The sequence below is a fragment of the Kitasatospora sp. NPDC087314 genome (assembly GCF_044744365.1).
Taxonomy (GTDB): Bacteria; Actinomycetota; Actinomycetes; order Streptomycetales; family Streptomycetaceae; genus Kitasatospora.
In genome coordinates this window covers 1-25944 of the sequence record NZ_JBIUYE010000030.1, presented here as the reverse complement: position 1 = coordinate 25944, position 25944 = coordinate 1, and the positions used below count along the sequence as shown (strand labels likewise).

The following is a 25944-nucleotide window of genomic DNA, read 5'->3' as shown; positions in this document are numbered from 1 at the left end:
ACGCTCCCCCAGCCTCCGGCCGACAGGTGCCCCCGCCGCATCGCGTCCCTCCTCCGCCTCGCCCCGACGCCGCCACGCCCGCCGAGCGGCCGACGGGCGAGCTGGCGGGCGGGCCAGTGGCGGACAGGCGGGCCTGCGCGAGGGTGTGAGGGCGGGCGCTAGGAGGCGGGTGGCCAGGGGGTGGGGCGGTGGGGGTGAAGGGTGTCGAGGGACTGGCGGAGGCGGCGGACGGCGGGGTGGTGGGGGCCGTCGCGGCGTTCGCGTTCGAAGAGGAGTTGGAGCAGCCACTGCCAGGCGCTCTCGGTGTCGCCGGTGGCGGCGAGGCGTAGACCGATGCGTTCGCGCAGGTCGTAGCCGCGTTCGGGGTCGGTGTCGAGGCGGGCGGTGTGGGCGGCGAGCAGGGCCTGGTACTCGGCGAGCGCGTCGGGGCCGTGCCCGAGCTGGTCGAGGCAGACGGCGGCGCGGTAGCGGTGGTCGAGGCCCTGGGGGCCGTGCGGGCCGCCGTCGGCGGTGGCGGCCAGGCGGCGGTACTCGGGGAGGGCCTGGTGGGGGTGGCCCTCGTGGAGGAGGGTGCGGGCGTAGATGGTGCGGATGGTGCGCACCAGCGGGGCACCGTCACCGAGTTCGGCCTCGGCGCGGGGCAGCAGTCGGGCGGCGAGGCCGAGGACCTCGCTGTGGTGTCCGGCGTCGACGAGGTCGGAGAGCCGGGCGCACTCCGCGCCGAGGTCGGGGGCGGCGGGAGGCGCGGCGGGCGCCGGGGGTGGGGGTGGGGGTGGGGGGACGGCGGTCATCAGGAAGGGGCGCGGCTCGGAGCGGAGCAGCGGAGTCGCGGCGGGTACGGCGGGTGCGGCGGCCGGCTGCGGCTGGTGCGGGAAGCGGTACGGGCGCGCCGGGTCGGGCAGGGCCGGGTAGCGGGGCTGCGGGGCGGCTTCGGCGGCGGGCAGCAGGGGGAGCAGCCGCGCGTACACGGCCTGGGCGTCGGCGGGGCGGTCGGCGGGCTGTTTGGCGAGCAGGTCGAGGACGAGCCGTTCGAGCGGCTGCGGCACCTCGGGGCGCAGGTCGCGCAGCGGTACGGGCGGTTCGTCGACGTGCCGGCGCAGGACGCCGAGGGCGGTGGGCGCCCGGAACGGCTCCTCGCCGGCCAGCATCTCGTGCAGGAGGCAGCCGAGGGCGTAGAGGTCGCTGCGCGGGTCGGTGGTGGCGGCGAGGGCCTGTTCGGGGGCCATGTAGGAGGGGCTGCCGATGGGCACGCCGGTGAGGGTGAGGCGGGTGGTCTCGGTGTCGAGCGCGGTGGCGATGCCGAGGTCGAGCAGGACGGTGCGGCCGTCGTCGCGGACCATGACGTTGCTGGGCTTGAGGTCGCGGTGGACGACCGGGACGGCGTGGACGGCGGCCAGCGCGGTGCAGAGCTGGGCGGCGACGGCCACCGCGCGCTCGATCGGGAACGGCGCGTCCTCCGCGATGAGGTCGGCGAGGCTGACGCCGGGGACGCGCTGCATGACGAGGCAGAGCTCGCCCCCGTCCTCGCCGGCGTCGAAGACGGTGACCAGGCCGGGGTGGTCGAGGGCGGCCGTGACGCGGCACTCGCGCAGGAACCGGCGGCGCAACTCGTCGCCGTGGCGGCGGCGTTCGCCGGCGGTGCCGGTGCCGAGGCCGCCGGCGGCGGGCCCGGTGCCGCCGGGCAGGAGGTGGTCGGGGCGGAGCAGCTTGACCGCGACGGGACGGTGCAGGCGCTCGTCGTGGCCGGCCCAGACCTGGCCCATGCCGCCGTGGCCGATCTTCTCGGTGAGCCGGTAGCGGCCGTCGATCAGTCTGGCGGCGGTCACGGCCGGTCCTCGCGGGCCTGGCGGCGCAGCAGTTCGCCGAGTTGGCGCAGGTCGTGCGCGGTCTCGGCGGCGGGAACGGCGGGGGCAGGAGCCGGGGCGGCGGGGGCGACCGGAGCGGCGACGGGCGCGGCGGGGGCCGGCGGGGTGCCGTACCCGGGCATGGTGGCCGCGTACGGCGAGAGGTACGGCGGGGCGGGCCGGTGCCGGCCGGACTGCCAGACCGCGCGACTGTCCATCACCAGGTAGTGCACCGGGGCCGCGAACCAGAGCACGATCAGCGTGGTCTGGCCGGTGGCGTCGGCCGTCGGGTCCTGCAGGCTGCCGGCGATCCCGGCGGAGACGAACACGGTCAGCAGCAGCGCGCAGAACACCCCCGCGCCCACGATGTCGTAGGCCCGTCGGCGGCGGACCGCCAGCAGCAGCGAGGGGACCGCCCCGAGCAGGCCGACCGACAGCAGCGGGGCCAGCGCGCAGAGCACCCGCCCGGGCACGCCGAACCGGCCCGGTATCGGCTCCGGTCCGGGGCGGTACGGAGTCCCGCCGGGCGGCGGTCCGAACTGCCCGGGGTACTGCCCTGACATGTGCGCTCCTGAGCTGGTGAGGACCGACGCCGGCCGCGGCGCGGACGGCCCAGCACACCGTACCGCCCTGCCCCGTCGGCCCGGAGGGCTTCCGTCCGGTCGGCTTGAGGTCGGGTCCGAGGTCAGGTGCGAAGCCGGGTTTGAGCGAGCATCAGGTCAGTCGGCCGACGGCGTCGGCGCGCCCGTCGCGAGGGCGTCCGTCGCCGCCTGGGCCAGGGTGCGGGCGAGCGCGGCAGCCTGGCCGAGGGCGGTGTCGAAGGCGGCGAGGCGGGCGAACGCGACGCCGAGCCGCTGCTGGGCGGGGAGCGGGAGGCGGGGCAGTTCGACGCGGCGGATGTCGAGGCGGGCGGTGGTGGTGGCGTGGCTGGCGGCGCGCCGGGTACCGGCGGTGGAGCGGAGGTGGCCGGCCAGGAACTCCGGGTCGAGGACGGTCGGATCGGGCCGGAGCAGGTGGAGTTGGCGGCCGAGGGCGGCGCCGAGCAGCGGGCCTTCGGCGGGGACGACGCGGGCGGTGCCGCCGCCGAGGGCGGGGACGAGGACGTCGCCGGGGCGGGTGCGGACGTCGCCGGCGGGGCCGGTGGCGGTGCCGAGGACGGCGCTGGGCGGGTTGCCGGCGACGAGGTCCTGGTCGGTCAGGACGGGGGTGCCACCGGGGGTGACGCCGACCGGGCGGGTGGCGGCTCCGGTGCCGGAGGAGTACACCTCCAGCGCGCCGGCGCGGACCAGTTCGCCGATCGAGACGACACCGGCGGGGGCCGCGCCGGCGACGGGTTCGGCCCCGGGCTCCGGCAGCAGCGCGGTGGGGTCGTCGAGGCCGGCCAGGAGCTCGGCCAACCGGCCGCCGAGGTGGGAGAGTTCGGCCGCGCCGCCGACCGGGGCGGCCGGCGGGACGTGGCGGGCCGGGGAGAGGTCGGTCTCGTCGTCGAGCAGGTCGATGGCGGCCACCGCCCGGTTTACGCCCGGACGGTCGGCGGGCAGCGGCAGGCCCTCGCGGGCGGCCAGGTCGAAGCCGCGCCAGGCGTCGAGGACGGTCCGCCGCAGTGCGGGCCAGTCGACCTTGTCCCGGCCGCCCTCGGCCGTCGCCCCGGACGGCCCGGACGCCCCCGCCGCCGACGCCCACGCCGCACCGGCCGCGCCCGCCGCACCGGCGTCGAGCAGCAGGACCTGGCGGAAGTCGTCCCCCGGCCGGGGCGCGCGGAGCACCCAGAGGTGCAGCGGGACGCCGTACGGCGGGGCGGCGCCGGCGGGCAGCGCGACGACGGCGCGCAGCGCGCCGGAGCGGAGCAGTTCGGCCCGGATGCGCCGGCCGGCCCGGCGGCTGGCGACGGTGGGGGGCAGCAGCAGGGCGGTGAGGCCGCCGGGGCGGGTGTGGGCGAGGCAGTGCAGCACCCAGGCGAGCTCGGATTCGCCGCGTGGCGGGACGAGCCCGCCCGGCCAGCGGGTGTCGTACTGCAACTCGTCGTGCCCCCAGTCCCGCTCGTTGTACGGGGGCTGGCAGAGCACCGCCTCGAAGGTGTCGCCGGGGTAGCCGTCGGCGCGCAGGGCGTCGCCGGTGCGCAGGGCGAGCGGGAGCGGTCCGGGCTCGCCGGCGGGGGCGTGCAGGGCGAGCCGGAGCTGGGCGAGGGCGCCGATCACCGGGTCGGCGTCCTGTCCGTAGCGGCCGGTGGTGGACGGGTGGGCGAGCAGGACGGCGCCGAGGCCGACGGCCGGGTCGAGCACAGTGGCGGGGACGCCGGCGACGGCGGCGAGCAGGTCGGCGGCCTCCGGCGGGGTGGGGCTGAGCTGGCGGGTGTTGGCCTCGGCGTACCGGGTGAGCAGCTGCTCGTACGCGCCGGCCGGGCCGGCCTCGGCCGCGAGGGCGGCGAGCAGGCGGGCGAGGTTCAGTTGGGTGCTGCCGAGCAGGCCGGTCAGGCGGAGGGCGCGGGGGCCGTCCGCACCGAAGGTGTGAACAGCGGTGTCGGCGACGGCCCGGGGCAGCGCGGTGGCGAGGCGGGTGTCCGGCTGGTCGGCGAGTTCGGTCCAGCGGTCGGGGGCGCGGTGCAGCAGCAGGAGCAGGGCGCCGGCCTCGACCAGCGGGGCGGCGGGGTGGCCGGCCGGGTCGCGGAGGGTGTCGACGAGCTGCCAGGCCCGTTCCAGCAGCGGGAGTTCGGCGATCTTGCCCTGGGCGCGCAGCCAGGACTCGACCTCGCCGAGGGCGAAGGTCGGGCTGGCGTCGGTGCCACCGACCGGGAGGGGGAAGTCGGGGTGGCGGCGGCGCCAGTTGCTGACCGCGGCCCGGCCGACGCCGGCCAGCCGGGCGATCTCGACGGCGGTCACTTCGGGACGGTCCGGCACGGGGGCTCCTTCGGCGGCGCGGGCGAACCCGGAGGGCGGGAGGTGTGATCACACAGCATAGCGATGCACTCGTCCAGCGGAGTTCACATGTGAACAGAGAGGTTTCGAGAAATCTCATTGACATGGTTCACGGATCAGTGGTGTGATCTCTCCGTCGCCACCGAGCAGGGGGTGACCACCAGGAAGACACCGACGACCCGGGAGCACCCGCCATGTCCGCCACCGCCCGCACCACCGCCCGCCGCACCGCCGCCCTGCTGCTGGGCGCCGCGCTGGTCACCCTCACCGCGACGGCCTGCAACTCCACCGGCGGCGCCTCCGTCTCGACCGAGGCCAAGCAGACCGCCGCCACCGGTAGCGCCGCCAAGCCGGCCGGGGACCAGCCCGCCGAGACCAAGGCCGCCGACGCACCCAAGGCCCCGGCCAAGGTGGGCGACACCATCGCGCTCAAGGGCATGGACAAGGGCAACACCGCCGACGTCACCACCGTGAAGGTGGTCGACCCGGCCGAGAGCGCGAACGAGTACCTCAAGCCCGCCGACGGCAAGCGCTACGTCGCGGTCCAGTTCCAGATCAAGGCCGCCGGCGCCCAGGCCTACAGCGAGGCCCCCTGGGGCAGCGCCAAGGTCGTGGACGCCCAGGGCCAGGCGTACGGCCCGAGCCTCGCCGAGACCAAGGCCGGCCCCGCCTTCCAGACCCCCACCAACATCGCCCCCGGCGAGACCGGCAAGGGCTTCGTCACCTTCGAGGTCCCGGTCGACGCCAAGCTCGACAAGGTCCAGTTCGCCCTGGACAACGGCTTCGCCAACCAGGTCGGCCAGTGGAAGATCGGCTGACACCCGGGCTGACACCCGGCCGACACCCCTGTTCACAGCCGCCACTCCCGAAGCGTCCGCACCCGCACCACCGCACGCGGGCCACGGTCGACACCCGAAGACGCGAAACGGCGGCCCCGGGCCGAGCCCGGGACCGCCGTCGACTTCCTCCGGGGCCCGTCCGGCCCCGCCCCCTCGCGGGTGCTACTTCTTCGCCCCCGCCAGGTCGTCGAACATCGCCGACAGGAACTCGCTGCACCAGCCCAGCAGTTCCCGCCCGACCAGCGGCTTGCCGCCGATCCGCCCGGTGCTCGGCCGCGGCACCAGCAGCTGCTGGGCGGCCGCCTTGACCTGGCTGCGCGGGTAGAGCCGGTTCAGCCGCAGCTGCTGGGACTCCCGCAGCTCCACCGGCCCGAACCGGACGTTGGCCCCCTGCAGGGTGATGTCCGAGATGCCGCACCGCCGGGCGTACAGCCGCAGCGCCGCGACCAGCAGCAGGTTCTCCACCGGCTCGGGCAACTTGCCGTAGCGGTCGACGAGTTCGTCCCGGACCTGCTGGATGTCCGCCTCCGAGTTGACCGCCGCGATCGAGCGGTACGCCTGCAGCCGCAGCCGCTCGCCGGGCGCGTAGTCGTGCGGCACGTGGGCGTCGACCGGCAGCTCGATCTTCACCTCCAGCGGCTCCTCCTCCGGCTCGCCGCCGTTCGCCAGCGACTCGCGGAACTCGGCCACCGCCTCGCCGACCATCCGCATGTAGAGGTCGAAGCCGACGCCCGCGATGTGCCCGGACTGCTCGCCGCCGAGCAGGTTCCCGGCGCCGCGGATCTCCAGGTCCTTCATCGCCACGTACATGCCGGCGCCCATCTCGGTGTGCTGGGCGATGGTGGCCAGACGCTCGTGCGCGGTCTCGGTGAGCGGCTTCTCCGGCGGGTACAGCATGTACGCGTAGCCGCGCTCGCGGCCGCGGCCGACCCGTCCGCGCAGCTGGTGCAGCTGGGAGAGGCCGAAGGTGTCACCGCGCTCGACGATCAGGGTGTTGGCGTTGGAGATGTCGATGCCGGACTCCACGATCGTGGTCGACACCAGGACGTCGAACTCCTTCTCCCAGAAGTCGACGACGACCTTCTCCAGCTGGGTCTCCCCCATCTGCCCGTGCGCGGTGGCGACCCGCGCCTCGGGGACGAGGTCCTTGAGCCGGGCGGCCGCCTTGTCGATCGACTCCACCCGGTTGTGGATGTAGAACACCTGGCCCTCGCGCAGGAGTTCACGCCGGATCGCGGCCGAGATCTGCTTCTCGTCGTAGGGGCCGACGAAGGTCAGCACCGGGTGCCGCTCCTCCGGCGGGGTGGTGATGGTGGACATCTCGCGGATGCCGGTGACGGCCATCTCCAGGGTCCGCGGGATCGGGGTCGCGGACATGGTGAGCACGTCGACGTTGGCGCGCAGCTTCTTCAGCTGTTCCTTGTGCTCGACGCCGAACCGCTGCTCCTCGTCGACGATGACCAGGCCGAGGTCCTTGAACCTGGTCTCGGACGAGAACAGCCGGTGGGTGCCGATGACGACGTCCACCGAGCCCTCGAACAGGCCCTCCAGCACGGCCTTGGCCTCGCTGTCGGTCTGGAACCGGGACAGCGCCTTCACCGTCACCGGGAAGTTGGCGTACCGCTCGGCGAAGGTCGAGAAGTGCTGCTGCACCAGCAGCGTGGTCGGCACCAGCACCGCCACCTGCTTGCCGTCCTGCACCGCCTTGAAGGCGGCCCGGACCGCGATCTCGGTCTTGCCGTAGCCGACGTCGCCGCAGATCAGCCGGTCCATCGGGACGGACTTCTCCATGTCGGACTTGACCTCGGCGATGGTGGTCAGCTGGTCCGGCGTCTCCGCGTACGGGAAGGCGTCCTCCAGCTCGCGCTGCCACGGGGTGTCCGGGCCGAAGGTGTGCCCGGGGGCGGCCATCCGGGCCGAGTACAGCTTGATCAGGTCGGCGGCGATCTCCTTGACCGCCTTCTTGGCCCGCTGCTTGGTCTTCGCCCAGTCGGCGCCGCCGAGCCGGTGCAGCGTCGGGGCCTCGCCGCCGACGTACTTGGTGACCTGGTCGAGCTGGTCGGTCGGCACGAAGAGCCGGTCGCCGGGGTGGCCGCGCTTGGCCGGGGCGTACTCCAGCACCAGGTACTCGCGGGTGGCGCCCTGGACGGTGCGCTGCACCATCTCGACGTACCGGCCGACGCCGTGCGCCTCGTGGACGACGTAGTCGCCGGCGGCCAGGGCCAGCGGGTCGATCGCGTTGCGGCGGCGGGACGGCATCCGGCGCATGTCCTTGGTGGAGGACTTCTGGCCGGACAGGTCGGTCTCGGTGATGACGGTGAGCTTGAGGTCCTCGTCGACGAAGCCGTGCTCGATCGAGCCGCAGGAGACGTAGACGACGTCCCGGGTGGGCGCCTCGGCGAGGTCGGCGACCAGTCGGGCCGGGATGCCCTCGTTGCCGAGCACCTCGGCGAGCCGGGAGGCGGGCCCGTGGCCCTCCGTCACCATGACGACCCGCCAGTCCGCGGCCAGCCGCTCCTTGGCGTCGGCGATCGCCCGGGCGGTGTCGCCCCGGTAGGCCTCGACGGCGTGCATGCCGAGGGTCAGGGTGTTGGCGTCGAACTCCAGCACCTCGTTGACCGTGGACTCGCTGGTCGCGAACGGGCTGACCGACCACCAGGGCAGGCCGATCTCGGCGGCGTGCTCGCGCACGTCGGCGAGCGAGCGCAGCGAGGCGGCGGAGACGTCGATGGTCTCCAGGTCGATCGGCCGGTCCCCGCCGGCCGCGGCCGCCACCCAGGAGGCGTGCAGGAACTCCTGGCTGGTCGCCACCAGGTCGGCGGCCCGGGCGCGGACCCGCTCGGGGTCGCAGACCACGGCGACCGAGCCGAGCGGCAGCACGTCCACCAGCAGCTCCATGTCGTCCACCAGGACGGGCGCCAGCGACTCCATGCCCTCGACCGCGATGCCCTCGGCGATCCTGTCCAGGATCTCGGCCAGCCCGGGGTGCTCGGCGGCCAGCTCGGCGGCCCGCGCCCGCACCTCGTCGGTGAGCAGCAGCTCGCGGCAGGGCGGCGCCCACAGGCCGTGCTCGGCGATCTCCAGCGAGCGCTGGTCGGCGACCTTGAAGTAGCGGATCTCCTCGACCTCGTCGCCCCAGAACTCCACCCGCAGCGGGTGCTCCTCGGTCGGCGGGAAGACGTCCAGGATGCCGCCGCGGACGGCGAACTCGCCGCGCTTCTCGACCAGTTCGACGCGCGCGTAGGCGGCGGCGGAGAGCCGGCGGGCGACCTCCTCCAGGTCGTGCGACTCGCCGCGCCCGACGGCCACCGGCTCCAGCTCGGCCAGCCCCTTCACCTGCGGCTGCAGCACCGAGCGGACCGGTGCGACGACCACCTGCACCGGACCGGCCGCCGGGTCGTCCGCCCGCGGGTGCACGATCCGGCGCAGCACGGCCAGCCGGCGCCCGACGGTGTCCGAGCGGGGCGACAGCCGCTCGTGCGGCAGCGTCTCCCAGGCCGGGTACTCGGCGACGGCGTCGGGCGGCAGCAGCGAGCGCAGCGAGGCCGCCAGGTCCTCGGCCTCCCGGCCGGTCGCGGTGACGGCGAGCACCGGGCGGCCCCGGTCGCCGGCGGCCTGGCCGGCGAGCGCGCGGGCCAGCGCGGCGATCGCGAACGGCCGGGCGGCGGGCGGTCCGACCAGGTCCAGGTGGCGGCGGCCGCCGGCGGCGGCTCCGGTGGCGGTCGCCGCCTCGATGGCCTCGGCGAGCGCCGCATCGCGCGCGACGACATCGAGCAGTCCGGTCAGACTCATCTGGGGTCTCTTCTTCGTCCCGTGGCTGGTGCTGCCTCCGGGCGGCGAAGGCCTGCCGGGGCAACGCGAACGGCCCGGCACGCCGAGCGGCCGGGGGTACCCAGCCTACGCCGCGGCACGGACGGGCACGCGGCGTACGGCCCCGGCGGGGCCGGGCGGGAACGAACGACCGTCCGGCCCGGTGAACGGACCCCGGACGCATCCCGGCCGGAGCCCGCGACAGGACCGCGGACGAACCACTGGACGGAACACCGGACCGACCGGTGGACGAACCAGCCGCGCGCCGGTCAAGGTCAGGCTCCGTGATCTGCCACGAACTGGACATACTCCTGTCACTGCCCGTCCATGGAGATCGCGCACCATGGTGAATGTGCCCGCCGCACCCAACCGTGGGGGATGGCTGTGGCGGCACTGTCGCACCCCCGATGGGGGTCGGAGGTGCGAGGCCGGGCGACCCTGGGTGGGGGCGCCCGCCCAAGCGCCGGGAACCGTGGCGCCCTTTCCTGGAGGGCGCCACGGGTCTCGGCCTCAACTCTTTCCCGGAGCCCTGCCGGCCCAGGCCCCGGCGCCTGCCGCGGTGACGCGGGCCGCCGGAGGTCCGCTCCGACGCGCAGGCCCCGGCCGCCCGATGGGGGCGGTCGGGGCCCGGGGCGCGGAACTCACCCGGCCGAGCACGGGCCGGCCGATGGCGTGAGCGCCGACGTCAGGCTCAGCGGCGCTTGTAGCTCACGGTGTTCGGGGGGGCGTAGCCGACGCCGTCGTCCACGATGACGATCTTCGGGATGATCCGGGTCTCGTCCTGCGGCTCCTTCTCGACGCCGTCGCCGTCGCCGTCGGCCGCCGGTCGGGGCAGTCCGGCCGGCTTCGGCGGGACCGCGGCCGGCGCGACCGGACCGGTCGCCACCGTGGCGGCCGTCCCGCCGGAGCCGGAACCGGAACCGGCGGCCCCGCCCACGACCGGCATCCGCAGCGCGGCCGTCGACGTCTTCTCCCGCGCCGCCGGCGCGACGACCTTCCGCAGGCCCGGCACCGGGATCTCGCCGGTGTCCGCCTCCGAGTCCACCGGCGCCGCGTCGACGACCGCATCGGCCACCACGTCGGCGACCGGCTCGGCGTCCACCACCGGGTGGTCGGGCTCGATCGCGCCGACCGCCGCGCCGGTGAGCGAGGCCAGCGTGGCCTTGATGTGGTCCAGGTGCTGCTGCACGGTCTCCAGCCGACCGTCGAACTCGAGCTGCTCGCGCTCGCTCTCCGCGTTGATCCGCTCGGCCTCCCGGCGGGCCTGCTCGATCATCTGGTCGGCCTTGGCCTGGGCGTCGGTCTCCAGCTGCTTGATCTGGCCGAGCACGGTATCCCGGTGCTGTTCGGCCTCCTTGACCCGGCGCTCGGCGGTCGCCGAGACCTGGGCGTCCTCGGCGTCGGCCTTGGCCTGGGCCTCGGCGAAGTCCTCGTCGGCCTTGCGGCGCCGGTCGGCCAGCTCCGCCTCGGACTGCTCGCTCGCCTCGGCGGCGGCCACCCGCACCTTGGCGGCGTAGGAGGTGGCGGCGTCCCGGGCGCTGCGGCTCTCCCGGTCGGCCTCGGCCCGGACGCCCTCGGCCTCGGCGCGGGTGCGCTCCTCGGTGCGCCGGGCGGCCTGGTCGGCCTCGGCGCGGGTGGTGGTGGAGTACTCCTTGGCGGTGCGGTCGAGCGCCTGGCCGGCCTCGTAGACCTCGTCCCGGAGGTCCTCGGCGAAGCGCTCGGCCTTGTCCCGGACGGCGCGCGCCTCGTTCTGGGCCATCACGGCCAGTCCGGCGGCCTGCTCGCTGAGGACCTCGTAGTCGGGCTCCGGGGCGTCCTCGGCGGCCCGGCGGATGTCGGCCAGCCGGGCCTCCATCTGCCGGAGCCCGGCGCCGAGGACGCTCAGCCGTTCCCACGCCTCGTCGCGCTGCGCGGTGAGCGCGGTGAGGGCTCGGTCGACCTGCTCGGGCGCGTATCCGCGCCGGGCAGCGGTGAAGCCGTACTGGGGGACGGCGTCGCTCATGGGCTCTTCCCCTCGTGTCGCGGGCTGCGGAGCCCATGATCGGACGGAACGGACGGATCCGGAACCGGTTCGGCCGCCGGGGCCGGATTCGGTCGTCAGGCGGACCGGAATACGTCGAGGACCGGACGAATAGACCCATCCTCTTGACCTATTTTGCGCAGATCTGGGCGAAACCCCAACGAGGCACCACCGTGACAGCATGCCGGAGGGGTCGTTCCGGACACCGGAACGACCCCTCCCCACCTGCGAGGATCCGCGACGACCTGCTACAACAGGCCGTCCCAGAACTGCTCCAGCAGCACGGCCCACCAAGTGTCCGCGGTCTGCAAGGCCGCCGGGTCGATCGCGGCGAGCTGCGCCTGGAAGTCGGTCGTCCAACGACCGGCCTGGTCAGGCGTCAGCCCGTACCGCAGCCGCCACATCCGACCCAGCAGGGCCATCGCACGAACGAACTCCGGTACACCGGTGTTGACGAACCGGGGCGGCTGACCGGTTCCGTCGACGTCCACGGCGACCACGTTCGCGGTGCCGTACTGGACGCAGAGCTGGCGGCCGTAGTCGTTGCCGAGCACCAGGTAGCCGCCGAAGTCCGGCGCCGCGGGCAGACCGCGCTCGGCGGCCAGCTCGGCGAGCGTCGGGATCGGCCGGCCCTCCTGCGCCTGCGCCCAGAAGAACGGGCCGAAGTCACGCGGCAGCCCGGCCCACATCAGGGACTGCGACACCGGCTCGGGCACGCCCTGGCGCGAGACCGCGCGCTGCTCGTAGCGGAACACGTTCTGTCCGAAGGCCGTCCCGAGCTCCTGGGCGAGCTGCTGCGGCGGGAGCGGCGGCAGCGGCTGGACCGTCCCCGGCGCGGGCAGCGGCACCCGGAACGGGCGGACCCGCTGGGCGCCGGAGGCCAGCTGGTGCAGCTCGTCCAGGTGGTCGAGCAGCTCGGCCATCCCGGCCTGCCGGGACGCGTGGTCGCGGCCGTACGCGGCGGTGTGGGTGAGCCGGACGTTCGGCCAGGACGCGGCGATCATGCGGTTGCAGTAGCCCCCGGGCAGGTCGCAGGACTCCAGCTCGGTGTAGAGCTCCAGCACCTGCTCCGGCGGCACGTTCAGCCGCCGCAGGTCCTGCAGGATCTTCCACTCCGGATGCGGGGTGCCGGGCTCGCTGCGGTGCAGCAGCTTCTGCTCGGAGCCGTCCGGGCCCCGGTAGCTGAGCGCGGCGAAGTAGCCGGGGCCGACCGCCGGCACCCCGGGGGGCACGGCCGCGCCCGGCGGCGGGCCGGGCACCGGCGCCGGCGGGACGGCGGCGCCCGCGTTCGGGTAGCCGTACCCGGCCACGGGCGCGGCGGGGGCCGCCGGGCCACCGGGCGGCGGCGGGACGGCGGGGCCGCCGGACGGCGGGGTGCCCGGGTCGGCCGGGGCGGCGCCCAGCAGCGCCGGGTCGATCGCGCCGGCCAACTGGGTCGCCTCGTACGCCACACCGGCCGCGGGCGCGGCCTGGGCCACCGGGGCGGGCGCCGGGGCGCCTCCGCGCAGGCCCGGCGGGGGCGGGGGCGGCGGGGTCGAGCCGGCGGCGCGGCCGCCGGGGCTCGCGACGGGCGTGCCGGCGCCCGGGGTGTGCCGCAGCTCGGCGGGCGGGGGCGGCGGCGGGGCGGAGCCGGGGTTGCGGCCCCCGCCCCCGCCGGGCGCGGCGCCCGGACCGGGCGCACCACCGCGCAGCGCGGCCGGCGGGGGCGGCGGCGGAGCCGACCCCGGGTTGCGGCCGCGCGCACCCTGCGGCGCCTGGCCGGCCACCGGGGCGGCGGGCGCCCCGGGGGCCGGGGCGCCGGGCAGGCCGCCCGGTCCGGGGAGATCACCGGGCGCGGCGAGCACGGTCGGCGCGTGCTCGGCCGGGGCGGAGGGCGCCGACGGCGCACCGGGCACCCCGCCGGGCGGGGCCAGCACGGTCGGCGCGTGCTCCACGGGCGCAGGAGGCGAAGGTTGTGCAGGCGGCGCGGAGGGCGCGCCCGGCAGGCCCATCAGCCCCGGCACGGCGTCCGGCGACGCGAGCAGCGTCGGCGCCGGCTCGACGGCCGCGGCGGGCGCGGGCGGCGGCGGGGCGGCGGCGGGTACGGGCGCGGGCCACGGCGGAGCCTGGACGGCGGCCGGCGGGACCGGCGGCGTGCCGTAGCCGCCGCCCTCCGGCGGCATCAGCATGGTCGCGGCCTCGGCCCCGGCGGGCGCGGGCGCGTCGGGCAGGTCGGACCCGGTGGTCCGCAGGCCCTCGGGCATCAGGACGGTGGCCGCCTCGGTACCGACCGGCGGCACCGGCACGCCCGGCGGCGGGACCGGCACGGGGGCCGGAGCCTGCGGCAGGACGGCGGGCTCGGCGGGGCCGGCCGGCGGGGCGAGCATGGTGGGCGCGTCCCCGGCGGGCCGGTCGGAGACCGGCGGAGCGGTCAGAACGGCGGGCGCGGGCGACTCGGCGACCGGCACCGGCGCAGGGGCCGGCGCGGAAGCCGGAACCGGAACCGGAACCGGAACCGGGGCCGGGGCCGGGGCGGGAGCAGCGGCAGCAGGAGCACCGGCGGCCCCCAGCCGCTCCGCCTCCGCCGCGATCGCCGCGGCCCCCGCCTCCTGCAGCCACTGCGGCGGGCTGAGCAGGAAGGACGTCGCCTCGACCGGCCCGGGCGCGGGCTTCGCCGCCCCCGCCGGGTTGGCCGCGACCGGCCGCCCGTACACCTCCTCGTACTGCCGGACCACCTCGTTGACGGGCAGCGCGGGCCAGAGCGTGGTCGCGCCGGAGTCCCGGGCGATCACCAGTCGTGCCTCGCCCGCCGAGCCGTCCGCCGCACCCGCGGGGCCCGACGGCCCGTCCGCGGGCGCCACCGCCCAGCAGACGAAGCCCAGGTCGAACTCCCGGACCCGCACCTCGCGCTGCTGCGGCTGCGGCACCCCGCCGTTGATCCACTCCTCGGCGAGCTCCTGCGCCTGCGCGTACGTCACCACGCCCGGTTCACCCCTGTCCCCATCCTCGTCGTCCCCGCTCGTTCCACCACCGCGGCCACGTCAGCCCACCGGGACGGCCCGGGCGAACCCGCCGTCCACCATCAGCTCCGCGACCGTCTCCAGCTCCGGCGGGCTGCCGGCCAGCCGCAGCAGGAAGGCGTCGAAGTCCTCGCCGCAGGGCAGCAGCAGCCGGGCGCAACGCTCCTCCGGGGCCTCCGGCGCACCGGTGTCGCGGGCGTCGTCGTACAGGTGGAACCAGACCGAGCCGATCCGGTCGCCGCGCACCTTGAGCGCGACGATGCCCCCCTGCGCGTAGGCGACACCCAGGTAGTCCTTGGTCAGGTGGTCGCGCAGGCACTTGTTGGCGTACACGACGTCCTGGACGCCGTACTCCTCGCTGAGGGTCAGGAAGGGCTGGTCGAGCAGCATGCCGAGCTCGGTGTCCAGCGCCACCCCGACCGGGGTGCGGCCGCCGCCCAGCTTGAGGAAGGTGCGGTAGGCGCCGGGCAGCCGGTAGCCGAGGCGCTCCTCGGCGCGCTGCACCAGGTCCTCGGCGACGCCGATCGGATCACCGCCGTCCTTGGCCAGCGAGAAGTGCACCGGGCGGCGCTCCTGCAGCGGGCGGGTGCCGCGGCGGGTGTGGTCGGCGGCGGAGGTGGCCAGGCCGGCGTGGTGCCGCAGCAGCGCCTTGACCTCGACCGGGACGAGCTCCATCCGCCGCCAGCCGGGGGTGGCCCGGCCGACCGCGTGGTGCCAGGTCCAGCCGGGCGGGGTGGCGACGGCGGTGTCCAGGTCGGCCCAGAGCGGGTGGCCCTGGGTGAACAGCGCGGCGTTGGCCGACACGTAGTCGGTCAGCCGCAGCTCGTCCACGCCGAAGCCGTCCGGCGGGTCGGCGACCTCGGCCGCGGCGGCGGCGTACGGGCCGAAGTCCGGGTAGCCGTACTCGTCCACCCGGACCCCGGCGGGGTGACGCTCCGCGCGGACCGGATCCGGGAACTGCACCACCTGACCTGCGTACGCCGCGTTCGGTGCGGCGGCGACGCCGGGCCGACCTGTCGTCATCTGGGAGCCCCCACTGGCTGCTGCAAATTCTCGGTGCGCTTGCTGGACACCAGCGTAGGGGGTCGCCCCCGGGCCCGGCCCCCCGCCCGGGGAGAAGGCCCGGGGAGCGGGGAGGCCGTCAGAGCCGGGTGCCGAGCGCCTCCGCCAGCACCCCGGCCACCCGGGTCTGCTGGGCCTCGGTGAGGTGCGGGTGCAGCGGGAGGCTGAGCAGTTCGCGGGCGGCCCGCTCGGCGACCGGGAACGCCCCGGCGCGGTGGCCGAGGTGACGGAACGCGGGCTGCAGGTGGACCGGGACGGGGTAGTGCACCCCGGCGCCGATCCCGGCGGCGCGCAGCTCGGCGAGCACCGCGCCGCGGTCCCGACCTGGGCCGATCCGCACCGCGTACAGGTGCCAGACGTGCTCGTTGCCGGGCGCGGTGCGCGGCAGGGTGAGGCCGTCGAGGCCGCCGAGCAGCGCGTCGTAGCGGGCGGCGGCGGCCCGGCGGGCGGCGTTCCAGGCGGGCAGCCGGCGCAGTTTGGCCCGCAGCACGACGGCCTGCAGCGCGTCCATCCGGGAGTTGAAGCCGAACCGCTCGTGCCGGTACTTCTCGCCCGCGCCGTGGTCCCCGATCAGCCGGACGGCGGCGGCGAGTTCGCCGTCGTCGGTGAGCACCGCCCCGGCGTCGCCGTAGCCGCCGAGGTTCTTGCCCGGGTAGAAGCTGGTGGCCGCGATCCGTCCGTGGGCCGTGCGCCCGTGCTGCCGGGCGCCCTGGGACTGCGCCGCGTCCTCCACCACCGGCCGCCCGTCGGCCAGTTCCAGCAGCGGCCCCATCGGGGCGAGCTGGCCGTTCAGGTGGACGGGCAGCAGCGCGACCGCGCCGGGCAGCGCGTCGGCGGCCCGCTCGGGGTCGATCAGCAGGTACGCCGGGTCGGCGTCCACCAGCACCGGGCGCAGCCCGGCCCGCAGCACGGCCTCGGCGGTGGCGACGAAGGTGTTGGCGGGCAGTACGACCCCGCCGCCGGGAGGCAGGTCGAGGGCGCGCAGGGCGAGTTCGAGGGCGTCGGTGCCGTTGCCGGCCCCCACACAGTGCCGGACGCCGGTGAAGGCCGCGTACTCCCACTCGAAACCGGCCACTTCGGGGCCCTTGACGTAGCCGCCGGAGGCGAGCACCCGGTCGAAGCCGGCCCGGACCTCCGCCTCGACCTCGGCGTGCGCGGCCGCCAGGTCGACCAGCGGGACGGGCTCCCCCGGCCGGTTCGGTGCGGCGCCGCTCACCGGGCCGCCGCCCTGGCCGGCTCGCCGGACAGCGCGCCGCCGCCCACCGGGACGGTGGCGCCGCCGAGTTCGAGGCTGAGCGAGGCCGCCTCCAGCAGGTGGAGCACCCGCACCCCGGCCCGGCCGTCGGTGAGCGGGGCCCGGCGCTCGGTGATCGCGGCCGCGAACTCGGCCATCACGTTGCGCAGTGCCTCCTGCTCGACCAGCGCGGGCGCGACCATCTCGCCGACCCGGTAGGAGATCAGCGCCCGGTGCCGGATCGCGTCGGTCAGCTCGTCGGGCGGGGTGAGGTCGACCCCGCGGTCGTGCACGGCCAGCCGGGCCTGCGGGTTGAGGTCGTCCCAGACCAGGGTGCGCCGGGAGCCGCCGATCAGCGTGGTGCGGACCTTCGTCGGGGAGAGCCAGTTGACGTGGCAGTGCGCCAGCGCGCCGTTGCTCAGCCGGACCGTCAGGTACGCCACGCAGGCCCGGCCGGCGCCGATCGGGTCGGCACCCTGGGCGGACACCCCGACCGGTTCGACGCCGGGCGGCAGCACGAAGTCGAGGACCGACAGGTCGTGCGGGGCGAGGTCCCACAGCACGTCGACGTCCGGCTGCACCAGTCCGAGGTTGATCCGCACCGAGTCGAAGAACTGGACGTCGCCGATCTCGCCGCCGTGCACCAGTTCGCGGATCCGGCGCACCACCGGGGTGTAGCAGAAGGTGTGGTCGCACATCAGCACCAGCCCGCTGCGCTCGGCCAGGTCGACCAGCTCGGCGGCCTCGGCGGCGGAGGTGGTGATCGGCTTCTCCACCAGGACGTGCTTGCCGGCCTCCAGCGCGGCCCGCACCAGCCGGTAGTGCGCGGCCGCGGGCGTGGCCACCGCGACCGCCCCGACCCGCTCGTCGTCGAGCACCCGGCGGTAGGAGCCGGTCGCCCGGACCGTGCTGTACTCCCCCAGCACGGTACGGGCCTTGGCCTCGTCCAGGTCGCACAGCCAGTGCAGCCGCAGCGCCGCGGTGTCCTGCGCGTTGCGGACCAGCTTCGGCCCCCAGTAGCCGGCCCCGACCACGGCGAGTCCGACCGGGCGTTCGGGCGCCGGTCGGGGCGGCTCGCCCGGCGTGGGCACGTGCCCGCCGGGCGCCTGGTTGGCCACCTGCGCGTCCCCGGCCCCCGACCGCCCCTGCGGTCCGATCGGCCCCGGCAGCTTCGACGTCATCGCACGAGCCCCTTCGCTCCGACGCCGGGGCGGGCGCAGGCCCGTCCCGGCGGCCCCAACGTCCGGTGCGGGCACCGGAACCGGCCCCGTCCACGCGTCCGCGGACGGTCGGCCTGATCCCCTTCGGCTCGCTGCCGGAACGGTACCGGCCGCGCCCGCGGCCCGGGGACGGTTTCGGGAGATCGGCGGACAAGTCGTGACGGCGGTGTGCGGATCCGGCCCCGGCCCGGCGAGGATCGGGTGACCACCCGGCCGGTCCCGCACGGCCGTTCGCCCGCCCCGCACCCCGGTTGTGCGGATGTCGGTGTCGTTTGACAGGCTTGCCCCGGACCGGCCCCACCGGTCCTGCCGTCAGCGGGAACGAGGAGGAGGACGACGCATGACCACCGGTGAGCCCCAGGGCCCGCCCGTGCTGCGCCACCACCGCGACAGCCTGCTGCCCGCCGTCGCCGCCGCACTGTCGCTCAAGGGCGGCGAGGTGCAGACCCTGGCGGGCGACAAGGACGCCCGGCGGCCGGTCCTGCACCCGCTGGTCGGCGAGTTCCTGGGCACGCTGCCCGTCGAGGCGCGCGAGCGGTTCACCGGCCGCTGCCCGGAGGCCGTCCTGCTCTCCCAGTACCTGACCGCGGTCGACGGCCGGCGCTCCAAGCGCGCCGCCCGCAAGCCGATGAGCCTGCACGAGGCCCGCAAGGCGCTCAAGGGCTCCCGGATGACGACCGTCCGCATCCGGGAGGAGGGCGACCCGGCGCACGGCACGCACGCCCCGCCGTGCCGCTCCTGCGTCCCGATGCTGGAGCACTTCACCGTGCAGAGCGTCGCCGTCGGACCGCCCGCGCCCTGACCGCGCCCTCGTACGCCCCCTGTCCCCGAGCCCTGGAGTCCGCCCTGAACCCGCCCAGCCCGCCCCCGCCCCCGCCGGCCACCCTGGCCGCGGCCCCCCTCGAGCGGACCCGCCCGCGCTTCCCCGCCGACGTCGCCGCCGAGCTCAAGGCGGCCGGCTGGCACCCCGGCCGCTGGCAGATACGGCAGGCCGAGGAGTGGGCCGACACCCTGGTGGGGTACGGCGGTGCGTCCGGCGTGCGGCACGCGGTGTTCCCGGCGGCGGTGGAGGCCTGGGCCGAGTTCGGCGGCCTCGCCTTCGACCTGGCCGGCCCGGGCCGGCAGCTGGCCCGCACCCCGTTCCTGATCGACCCGCTGTGCGGGCTGCACCAGCCGCGCACCCTGCTCGACCTCGGCCGCGCCCTGGACACCCAACTCGCCCCGCTCGGCGAGGAGGCGTACGGGCAGGCGCTGCTGGCCGTCGACGAGGAGGGCCGGGTCTACAGCCTGGACCACACCGGCGAGTGGTTCCTCGGCCACGGCATCGACCAGGCGGTCGCCACCCTGATCCTCGGCACCGCCCCCGAGCGGCTGCGCACCGCCGACGGGTCCTGACGGCGGCCCGGCACGCGCCGCCGCAGGCCCGTCAGCGCAGCGGCCCGTCAGCGCAGCGGCTCGGCCCGGACGGCCAGCCGGGACGGCAGCACCGCCTCGACCCGGAACCCGCCGTCCGCCTCCGGCCCGGACGAGAAGGTGCCGCCCAACGCGATCACCCGCTCCCGCATCCCGACCAGCCCGTTGCCGCCGCTGGGCAGCTTCGCCGCGCCGCCGCCCCCGCCCGGGCGGGCGTTCACCACGCTCACCCGCACCCCGTTGGGCGCGTACGCGAGCAGGACGGACACCTGTGCGCCGCCGGCGTGCTTGTGCGCATTGGTCAGGCCCTCCTGGACGACCCGGTAGGCGGTCTGCTCGGCCTCGCCGGTGAACTCCTGCCGGCTGCCGCTGACGGTCAGCGTCACCGCCATGCCGGCCGCCCGGGACTGGTCGACCAGCCGCGGCAGCCCGGCCAGCGAGTCCGGCTCCGGCTGCCGCTCGTCGTCCATCCGCAGCACGCCGAGGATCTCCCGCAGCTCGTTGAGCGCCTGCCGGCCGACCTCGCCCATCAGTTTGGCGCTCTGTGTGGCCTTCTCCGGGTCCTTGGCGGCGATCCGCTCCAGCGCCCCGGCGTGCACCACCATCAGGGACACCCGGTGCGCCACCACGTCGTGCATCTCCCGGGCGATCCGGGTGCGCTCCTCCAACCGGGCCCGGCGGGCGCGCTCCTGGGCCTGCTCGGCCAGCAGGTCCAGCTCGGTCTCCAGGCCGTGCGCGCGGTCCTTGAGCGAGTCGATCAGCCGCCGCCGCGCGCCCACGTACAGGCCGGTCACCACCGGCGGGACGGTCAGGCCGACGGCCACCAGGACGGCTATCAGCACCTGCCCCCAGAGCGGCGGCTGCTCCACCACGACGGAGTCGCCGGGCGTCAGCATCGACACCATCATCACGGCGACGGCCTCGGCGAAGGCCAGCCCGGACAGCGCCACCACCCGCCACCGCCGGGAGGGCCACTCCCAGGTCTCCGCCAGCGTGTACAGCGACACCACCAGCAGCAGGACGCCGAGCATCCCGGGCATCGCCACCAGGGTCACCAGCACCGGTACGGCCGGCCAGCGGCGGCGCAGCACCAGCGAGCCGCCCGCCACCGCGCCGAGCAGAGCGACCGCGGTCACACCGGCGGAGTTCAGGTGCACCCGGGAGGAGAGGAAGGAGATCGTGGTGAGCGCGCACTCCAGCGCGGCGAGCACCGCCAGCCCGATGTCCAGGAAGGCGCTGCGCGGCCGCTTCCACCACCAGAACGACCGGACCGGCGCGCGCTCCCCAGGCGACTTGCTCATGGTTGACAGCCTAAGCGGCAACCCCCTCCCCTCCCCACCGGGATTACCCCCGACACCTCGCCAGGCCCTCAAGTGGTCCAGACCACGTGCGGTCCCCGGCGGTCGCTGTCCGCCATCCGGCCACCTCGCGGACAGCGACCGCCCCGACACCTATGCTGGTCGCGTCGGACAGCGCGGTCCGCACGCGTCACACCCGCCACGCGCGGGCGGACCTGTGACGATGAGCCGTTGCCGAACCCCACCACCACAGGGAGCCAGCCGTGACCGCTCCGGTCCCCACTCCGGCGGACAGCCCCACCGCCGTAGCCGACAACGCCGCCCTGCGCGCGGACATCCGCCGCCTCGGCGACCTGCTCGGCGAGACGCTGGTCCGCCAGGAGGGCCCCCAGCTGCTGGGCCTGGTCGAACAGGTCCGCCTGCTCAGCCGCACCGACGGCGAGGCCACCGCCGAACTCCTCTCCGACATCGACCTGGACACCGCCGCCAAGCTGGTCCGCGCCTTCTCCACCTACTTCCACCTCGCCAACGTCACCGAACAGGTGCACCGCGGCCGCGAGTTCGCCACCCGCCGCGCCCGGGAAGGCTCCCTGCTCGCCCAGACCGCCGACCAGCTGGCTGACGCCGACCCCAAGCACCTCGAGGACACCCTGGCCCACCTCGCGGTCCGCCCGGTCTTCACCGCCCACCCCACCGAGGCCGCCCGCCGCAGCGTCCTCAACAAGCTGCGCCGCATCGGCGAACTCCTCGACCGCATCCACCGCGAGGAGATCGCGGCCGGCCTCTCCCAGGCCGACCCGGCCCGCACCAGCAGCGCACGGCGCCAGGCCGACCGCCGCCTCGCCGAGGTCATCGACCTGCTCTGGCAGACCGACGAACTGCGCATCGCCCGCCCGGAGCCCACCGACGAGGCCCGCAACGCCGTCTACTACCTGGACGAGCTCTACCGCGACGCCGTCCCCGAGGTCCTGGAGGAGCTGCACGAGGAGCTCGGCCGGGTCGGCCTCACCCTGCCCGACGGCGTCCGCCCGCTCACCTTCGGCACCTGGATCGGCGGCGACCGCGACGGCAACCCCAACGTCACCCCGCAGGTCACCTGGGACGTCCTCAACCTCCAGCACGAGTACGGCATCAAGGACGCCCTGGCCGCCGTCGACGACCTGCGCAGCACCCTCTCCACCTCCGAGCGGCTGGCCGGCGCCTCGGTCGAACTGCTCGCCTCGCTCAACACCGACCTGCACCAGCTCCCCGAACTCAGCCCCCGCTACAAGCGGATGAACGCCGAGGAGCCCTACCGCCTCAAGGCGACCTGCGTCCGGCTCAAGCTGGAGAACACCCGCGAGCGCCTCGCCCAGGGCACCCCGCACATCGAGGGCCGCGACTACCTCGGCACCCGCGAGCTCATCACCGACCTGCGGCTCATCCAGGACTCCCTGCGCGCCCACCGCGGCGAGCTCATCGCCGACGGCCGCCTCGCCCGCGCCATCCGCACCATCGAGGCCTTCGGCCTCCAGCTCGCCACCATGGACGTCCGCGAGCACGCCGAGGCCCACCACCACGCCCTCGGCCAGCTCTTCGACCGCCTCGGCGAGGAGGCCTGGCGCTACGCCGACATGCCCCGCGAGTACCGGCAGAAGCTGCTCGCCAAGGAGCTCCGCTCGCGCCGCCCGCTCGCCCCCACCCCGGCCCCGCTGGACGCCGCCGGCACCAAGACCCTCGGCGTCTTCAACACCATCCGCGAGGGCTTCGAGCGCTTCGGCGACGAGATCGTCGAGAGCTACATCATCTCGATGTGCCAGGGCGCCGACGACGTCTTCGCCGCCACCGTCCTGGCCCGCGAGGCCGGCCTGATCGACCTGCACGCCGGGATCGCCAAGATCGGCATCGTGCCGCTGCTGGAGACCACCGACGAGCTCCAGGAGGCCGACCGCATCCTGGACGAGATGCTGTCCGACCCCTCCTACCGGCTGCTCGTCTCGCTGCGCGGCGACGTCCAGGAGGTCATGCTCGGCTACTCGGACTCCTCCAAGTTCGGCGGCATCACCACCTCCCAGTGGGAGATCCACCGCGCCCAGCGCCGGCTGCGCGACGTCGCCCACCGCTACGGCATCCGGCTTCGCCTGTTCCACGGCCGCGGCGGCACCGTCGGCCGCGGCGGCGGCCCCTCCCACGAGGCCATCCTGGCCCAGCCCTGGGGCACCCTGGAGGGCGAGATCAAGGTCACCGAGCAGGGCGAGGTCATCTCGGACAAGTACCTGCTCCCCTCCCTCGCCCGGGAGAACCTGGAGCTGACCCTCTCCGCCACCCTCTCCGCCTCCGCGCTGCACACCGCGCCGCGCCAGGCCCCCGAGGAGCTGGCCCGCTGGGACGCCGCGATGGACCAGGTCTCCGAGGCCGCGCACACCGCCTACCGCGCCCTGGTCGAGCAGGACGACCTGCCGAAGTACTTCTTCGCCGCCACCCCGGTCGACCAGCTCGCCTCGCTGCACCTGGGCTCCCGCCCGTCCCGCCGCCCCGACTCCGGCGCCGGCCTCGACGGCCTGCGGGCCATCCCGTGGGTCTTCGGCTGGACCCAGTCCCGCCAGATCGTCCCCGGCTGGTACGGCGTCGGCTCCGGCCTCGCCGCCGCCCGCGCGGCCGGCCTGGGCGACGTGCTCGACGAGATGCACGGCCAGTGGCACTTCTTCCGCAACTTCCTGTCCAACGTCGCCATGACGCTGGCCAAGACCGACCTGCGGATCGCCCGCCACTACGTCGAGCAGCTGGTGCCCGCCGAGCTGCACCACGTCTTCGACCAGATCGTCGCCGAGCACGAGCTCACCCTGCGCGAGGTGCTCCGGCTCACCGGCGAGAACGAGCTGCTGGAGCACAACCCGGTGCTCAAGCAGACCTTCACCGTCCGCGACGCCTACCTCGACCCGATCTCCTACCTCCAGGTCGCGCTGCTGCGCCGCCAGCGCGAGGAGGTCTCGGCCGGCCGCCACGAGGACCCGCTGCGCGCCCGCGCGCTGCTGCTGACCGTCAACGGCATCGCCGCCGGCCTGCGCAACACCGGCTGACGCCGGACCCGTACGCCGCAGGGGCCGTCGTCCACCTCCAGGGGTGGGCGGCGGCCCCTGCGCATGCCCGCCGGGGAACGCGAAAGGGCCGGTGCCCACCTCCGTGGACACCGGCCCCTGAGGACGCTTCGCCTACTCGCCCGGCTCGCCCGCCCGCCGGCGCTTCAACCACAGCGCGGCGCCGCCGGCCGCCACCACCAGGCCGCCGCCGACCGCCAGCAGCCCGGCGTCCGGGCCCATCGACTCACCGAGCACCGGACCGAACTGCGCCGCCGCCGGCTCCGGGGAGATCCCCGGGTCCGGCTCCGCCACCGCGTCGGCGTGCGCCACGGCGCCGCCCGAGAGCAGCACCCCGGCCGCCCCCAGCGCACCGGCCGTACCGACCCGCCGTCCGAGCTGCTTCAGTCGGACCACCCGGAGCCTCCGCAGTCGGCGGACCGGACGAAAACCCCGCATCGAGGACTCCCCAGGACTCGTTCGCGTACCCGACCGACGCTATCCGATCCCGCACAGGCTTCTCACACCTATTCAGGTTTGGCGGGGCAAGCGTTGTACGACTGTTGCGTACCGCCGCACCCCTCCTGACGACACGTCAGGAGTTGTACGTGCCCTGCGCCCGCTCCAGCCCCTCGGTCAGCAGCGCCTCCACCGCGTCCGCCGAGCGGTCCACGAACCACTCCAGCTCCTTGCGCTCGGTGGCGGAGAAGTCCTTCAGCACGAAGTCCGCGACCTCCATCCGGCCCGGCGGCCGACCGATCCCGCACCGCACCCGGTAGTAGTCCGGCCCCAGCGACTTGGTGATCGACTTCAGCCCGTTGTGGCCGTTGTCCCCGCCGCCCAGCTTGAGGCGCAGCGCCGCGTAGTCGATGTCCAGCTCGTCGTGGACGGCGACCAGCGCCGAGGCCGGCGCCTTGTAGAAGTCCCGCAGCGCCGTCACCGGACCGCCGGAGAGGTTCATGAACGACATCGGCTTGGCCAGCACCACCCGCTTGCCCGCCAGCCGGCCCTCGGCCACCTGCGCCCGGCTCTTGTGCGCCTTGAACTTGGCGCCCATCCGCTGCGCCAGCAGGTCCACCACCATGAACCCGATGTTGTGCCGGTTGCGGGCGTACTGCTCGCCCGGGTTGCCCAGCCCCACCACCAGCCAGGGACCCTCGTACTCCGCCATCACCCTCGCTCCTCGCGCTCGCGCTCCACGTCATCTTCCCGGACACACCGCTGCCCCGGCCGCTCCGACGGGAGCGACCGGGGCAGCGGTCACCATGGCTGGCGCGAGGCTCAGGCCTCGGTGCCCTCGGCCTCGGCGGCCTCCTCCTCGGCCGGAGCGGCCTGGGCGCCGATGACCTGCAGCACGACGGCGTCGCCGTCGACGGCCAGGGTGACGCCGGCCGGCAGGGTGATGTCCTGGGCGAGGATGGAGGCACCGGCCTCCAGGCCCTCGACCGAGACGGTCACGGACTCGGGCAGGTGGGTGGCCTCGGCCTCGATCGGCAGGGCGTTCAGCACGTGCTCGAGCAGGTTGCCGCCGGGGGCCAGCTCGCCCTCGGTGTGGACCGGGATCTCGACGGTGACCTTCTCGCCGCGCTTCACGAGCAGCAGGTCGACGTGCTCGATGGTGCGCTTGATGGCCTCACGCTGGACGGCCTTCGGCAGCACGTACTCGTCCTTGCCCTCGATCGGCACGACCAGCAGGGCGTTCGGGGTCTTCAGGGCCATCATCAGGTCGTGGCCGGGCAGGTTCAGGTGAACCGGGGCGTGGCCGTGGCCGTAGACGACACCGGGGACGAAGCCGGCACGGCGGGCGCGACGGGCGGCACCCTTGCCGAACTCGGAACGGGTCTCAGCGGCGATGCGGATCTCGGACACGACTGCACTCCTCGGGAAGACTGGCGCGGGGGTGCAGGCAACGCGAAAAACCGCCGGGACCACACCCTCAGTACGTTCGGGGGTCACTCGGCGGTAACGGCCTCTGCCGCGGACGGGAACCCGTCACCGGCAGCGCGTCGATCACGGAGCGCGCACCCGTCGAGCAGGCGCACGGCATCCCTCGCCGAGCAGTTTCACGAGTCTAACCGCACCTGCGGCCTCCCGTGAAATCGGCGGCGGGGCCCCGGCCCCCCCCGCCCCGGGGCCCCCCCCGGCGCGGGGTCAGTGCACCCCCACAAATAAGCGGGGGGTACCAACAACAGAGCAAACAAAGCGCGGAGCGGGCGGGGGAGAGGGGGGGCGGG

Annotated in this window: 17 protein-coding genes; 4 read left to right on the top strand and 13 right to left on the bottom strand. The window is 75.5% G+C overall.

The features are described 5' to 3' along the window. Positions 1-158: 158 nt before the first annotated feature. The 3 genes from ACIO5E_RS38850 to ACIO5E_RS38840 form a co-directional block, all read right to left on the bottom strand. The gene (locus ACIO5E_RS38850) at positions 159-1826 is read right to left on the bottom strand and encodes a protein kinase (RefSeq protein WP_400677228.1); all 1668 of its coding nucleotides are present in this window, start codon (positions 1824-1826) and stop codon (positions 159-161) included. Beyond that, entirely contained in the window at positions 1823-2407 is a 585-nt protein-coding gene (locus ACIO5E_RS38845) for a hypothetical protein (RefSeq protein ID WP_400677226.1), read from the bottom strand. Before ACIO5E_RS38845 ends, ACIO5E_RS38850 begins: the two co-directional genes overlap by 4 nt. Before the next feature lie 156 nt (positions 2408-2563). Further along, positions 2564-4741 (bottom strand): N-6 DNA methylase, encoded by a 2178-nt coding sequence (locus ACIO5E_RS38840; protein WP_400677224.1) that lies wholly within the window; start codon positions 4739-4741, stop codon positions 2564-2566. Positions 4742-4953: 212 nt separating this feature from the next. On the opposite strand from ACIO5E_RS38840, the gene ACIO5E_RS38835 reads away from it, so the two are divergent. Continuing rightward, a complete protein-coding gene (locus ACIO5E_RS38835) occupies positions 4954-5577 on the top strand; it encodes a DUF4352 domain-containing protein (RefSeq protein WP_400677222.1) in 624 nt (207 codons plus the stop codon). Between the two features lie 183 nt (positions 5578-5760). On the opposite strand, the gene mfd is transcribed toward ACIO5E_RS38835, so the two are convergent. From mfd to ACIO5E_RS38805, 6 genes are all read right to left on the bottom strand, one after another. Then, positions 5761-9390 carry a transcription-repair coupling factor gene (gene mfd, locus ACIO5E_RS38830; RefSeq protein WP_400677219.1) on the bottom strand — a complete coding sequence of 1210 codons (3630 nt, stop codon included), beginning with the start codon at positions 9388-9390 and terminating at the stop codon, positions 5761-5763. A 709-nt stretch (positions 9391-10099) separates the two neighbouring features. Then, complete coding sequence (locus ACIO5E_RS38825) at positions 10100-11410, bottom strand: hypothetical protein (protein WP_400677216.1); 1311 nt, start codon at positions 11408-11410, stop codon at positions 10100-10102. 266 nt (positions 11411-11676) lie between these two features. Beyond that, complete coding sequence (locus ACIO5E_RS38820; protein ID WP_400677213.1) at positions 11677-14388, bottom strand: SUKH-4 family immunity protein; 2712 nt, start codon at positions 14386-14388, stop codon at positions 11677-11679. Between the two features lie 60 nt (positions 14389-14448). Then, positions 14449-15450, bottom strand: coding sequence for an SMI1/KNR4 family protein (locus ACIO5E_RS38815; RefSeq protein WP_400677210.1), 1002 nt, complete (start codon positions 15448-15450; stop codon positions 14449-14451). A gap of 118 nt (positions 15451-15568) precedes the next feature. Further along, positions 15569-16705 (bottom strand): DegT/DnrJ/EryC1/StrS family aminotransferase, encoded by a 1137-nt coding sequence (locus ACIO5E_RS38810; RefSeq protein WP_400677207.1) that lies wholly within the window; start codon positions 16703-16705, stop codon positions 15569-15571. Further along, entirely contained in the window at positions 16702-17904 is a 1203-nt protein-coding gene (locus tag ACIO5E_RS38805; RefSeq protein ID WP_400677204.1) for a Gfo/Idh/MocA family protein, read from the bottom strand. The genes ACIO5E_RS38810 and ACIO5E_RS38805 overlap by 4 nt, the downstream gene beginning before the upstream one ends. A gap of 379 nt (positions 17905-18283) precedes the next feature. Between ACIO5E_RS38805 and ACIO5E_RS38800 the strand changes: the two genes are divergently transcribed. Both ACIO5E_RS38800 and ACIO5E_RS38795 read left to right on the top strand, forming a co-directional pair. Beyond that, complete coding sequence (locus ACIO5E_RS38800) at positions 18284-18745, top strand: YwqJ-related putative deaminase (RefSeq protein WP_280678390.1); 462 nt, start codon at positions 18284-18286, stop codon at positions 18743-18745. An 83-nt stretch (positions 18746-18828) separates the two neighbouring features. Further along, positions 18829-19338 carry an SUKH-3 domain-containing protein gene (locus ACIO5E_RS38795; RefSeq protein ID WP_400677247.1) on the top strand — a complete coding sequence of 170 codons (510 nt, stop codon included), beginning with the start codon at positions 18829-18831 and terminating at the stop codon, positions 19336-19338. A gap of 47 nt (positions 19339-19385) precedes the next feature. Here ACIO5E_RS38795 and ACIO5E_RS38790 read toward each other — a convergent pair whose 3' ends face one another. Then, entirely contained in the window at positions 19386-20657 is a 1272-nt protein-coding gene (locus ACIO5E_RS38790; RefSeq protein WP_400677201.1) for a sensor histidine kinase, read from the bottom strand. 260 nt (positions 20658-20917) lie between these two features. Here ACIO5E_RS38790 and ppc point away from each other — a divergent pair, with 260 nt between their 5' ends. Next, positions 20918-23713: a phosphoenolpyruvate carboxylase gene (gene ppc, locus ACIO5E_RS38785; protein WP_400677198.1), complete on the top strand. Its 2796-nt coding sequence runs from the start codon at positions 20918-20920 to the stop codon at positions 23711-23713. A gap of 132 nt (positions 23714-23845) precedes the next feature. Here the strand turns inward: ppc and ACIO5E_RS38780 are convergent, their stop codons facing one another. From ACIO5E_RS38780 to ACIO5E_RS38770, 3 genes are all read right to left on the bottom strand, one after another. Continuing rightward, the gene (locus tag ACIO5E_RS38780) at positions 23846-24127 is read right to left on the bottom strand and encodes a hypothetical protein (RefSeq protein ID WP_400677195.1); all 282 of its coding nucleotides are present in this window, start codon (positions 24125-24127) and stop codon (positions 23846-23848) included. A 178-nt stretch (positions 24128-24305) separates the two neighbouring features. Further along, positions 24306-24881: an aminoacyl-tRNA hydrolase gene (gene pth, locus ACIO5E_RS38775; RefSeq protein ID WP_400677192.1), complete on the bottom strand. Its 576-nt coding sequence runs from the start codon at positions 24879-24881 to the stop codon at positions 24306-24308. A gap of 110 nt (positions 24882-24991) precedes the next feature. Continuing rightward, positions 24992-25579 (bottom strand): 50S ribosomal protein L25/general stress protein Ctc, encoded by a 588-nt coding sequence (locus ACIO5E_RS38770; RefSeq protein ID WP_280678399.1) that lies wholly within the window; start codon positions 25577-25579, stop codon positions 24992-24994. Positions 25580-25944 lie beyond the last annotated feature (365 nt).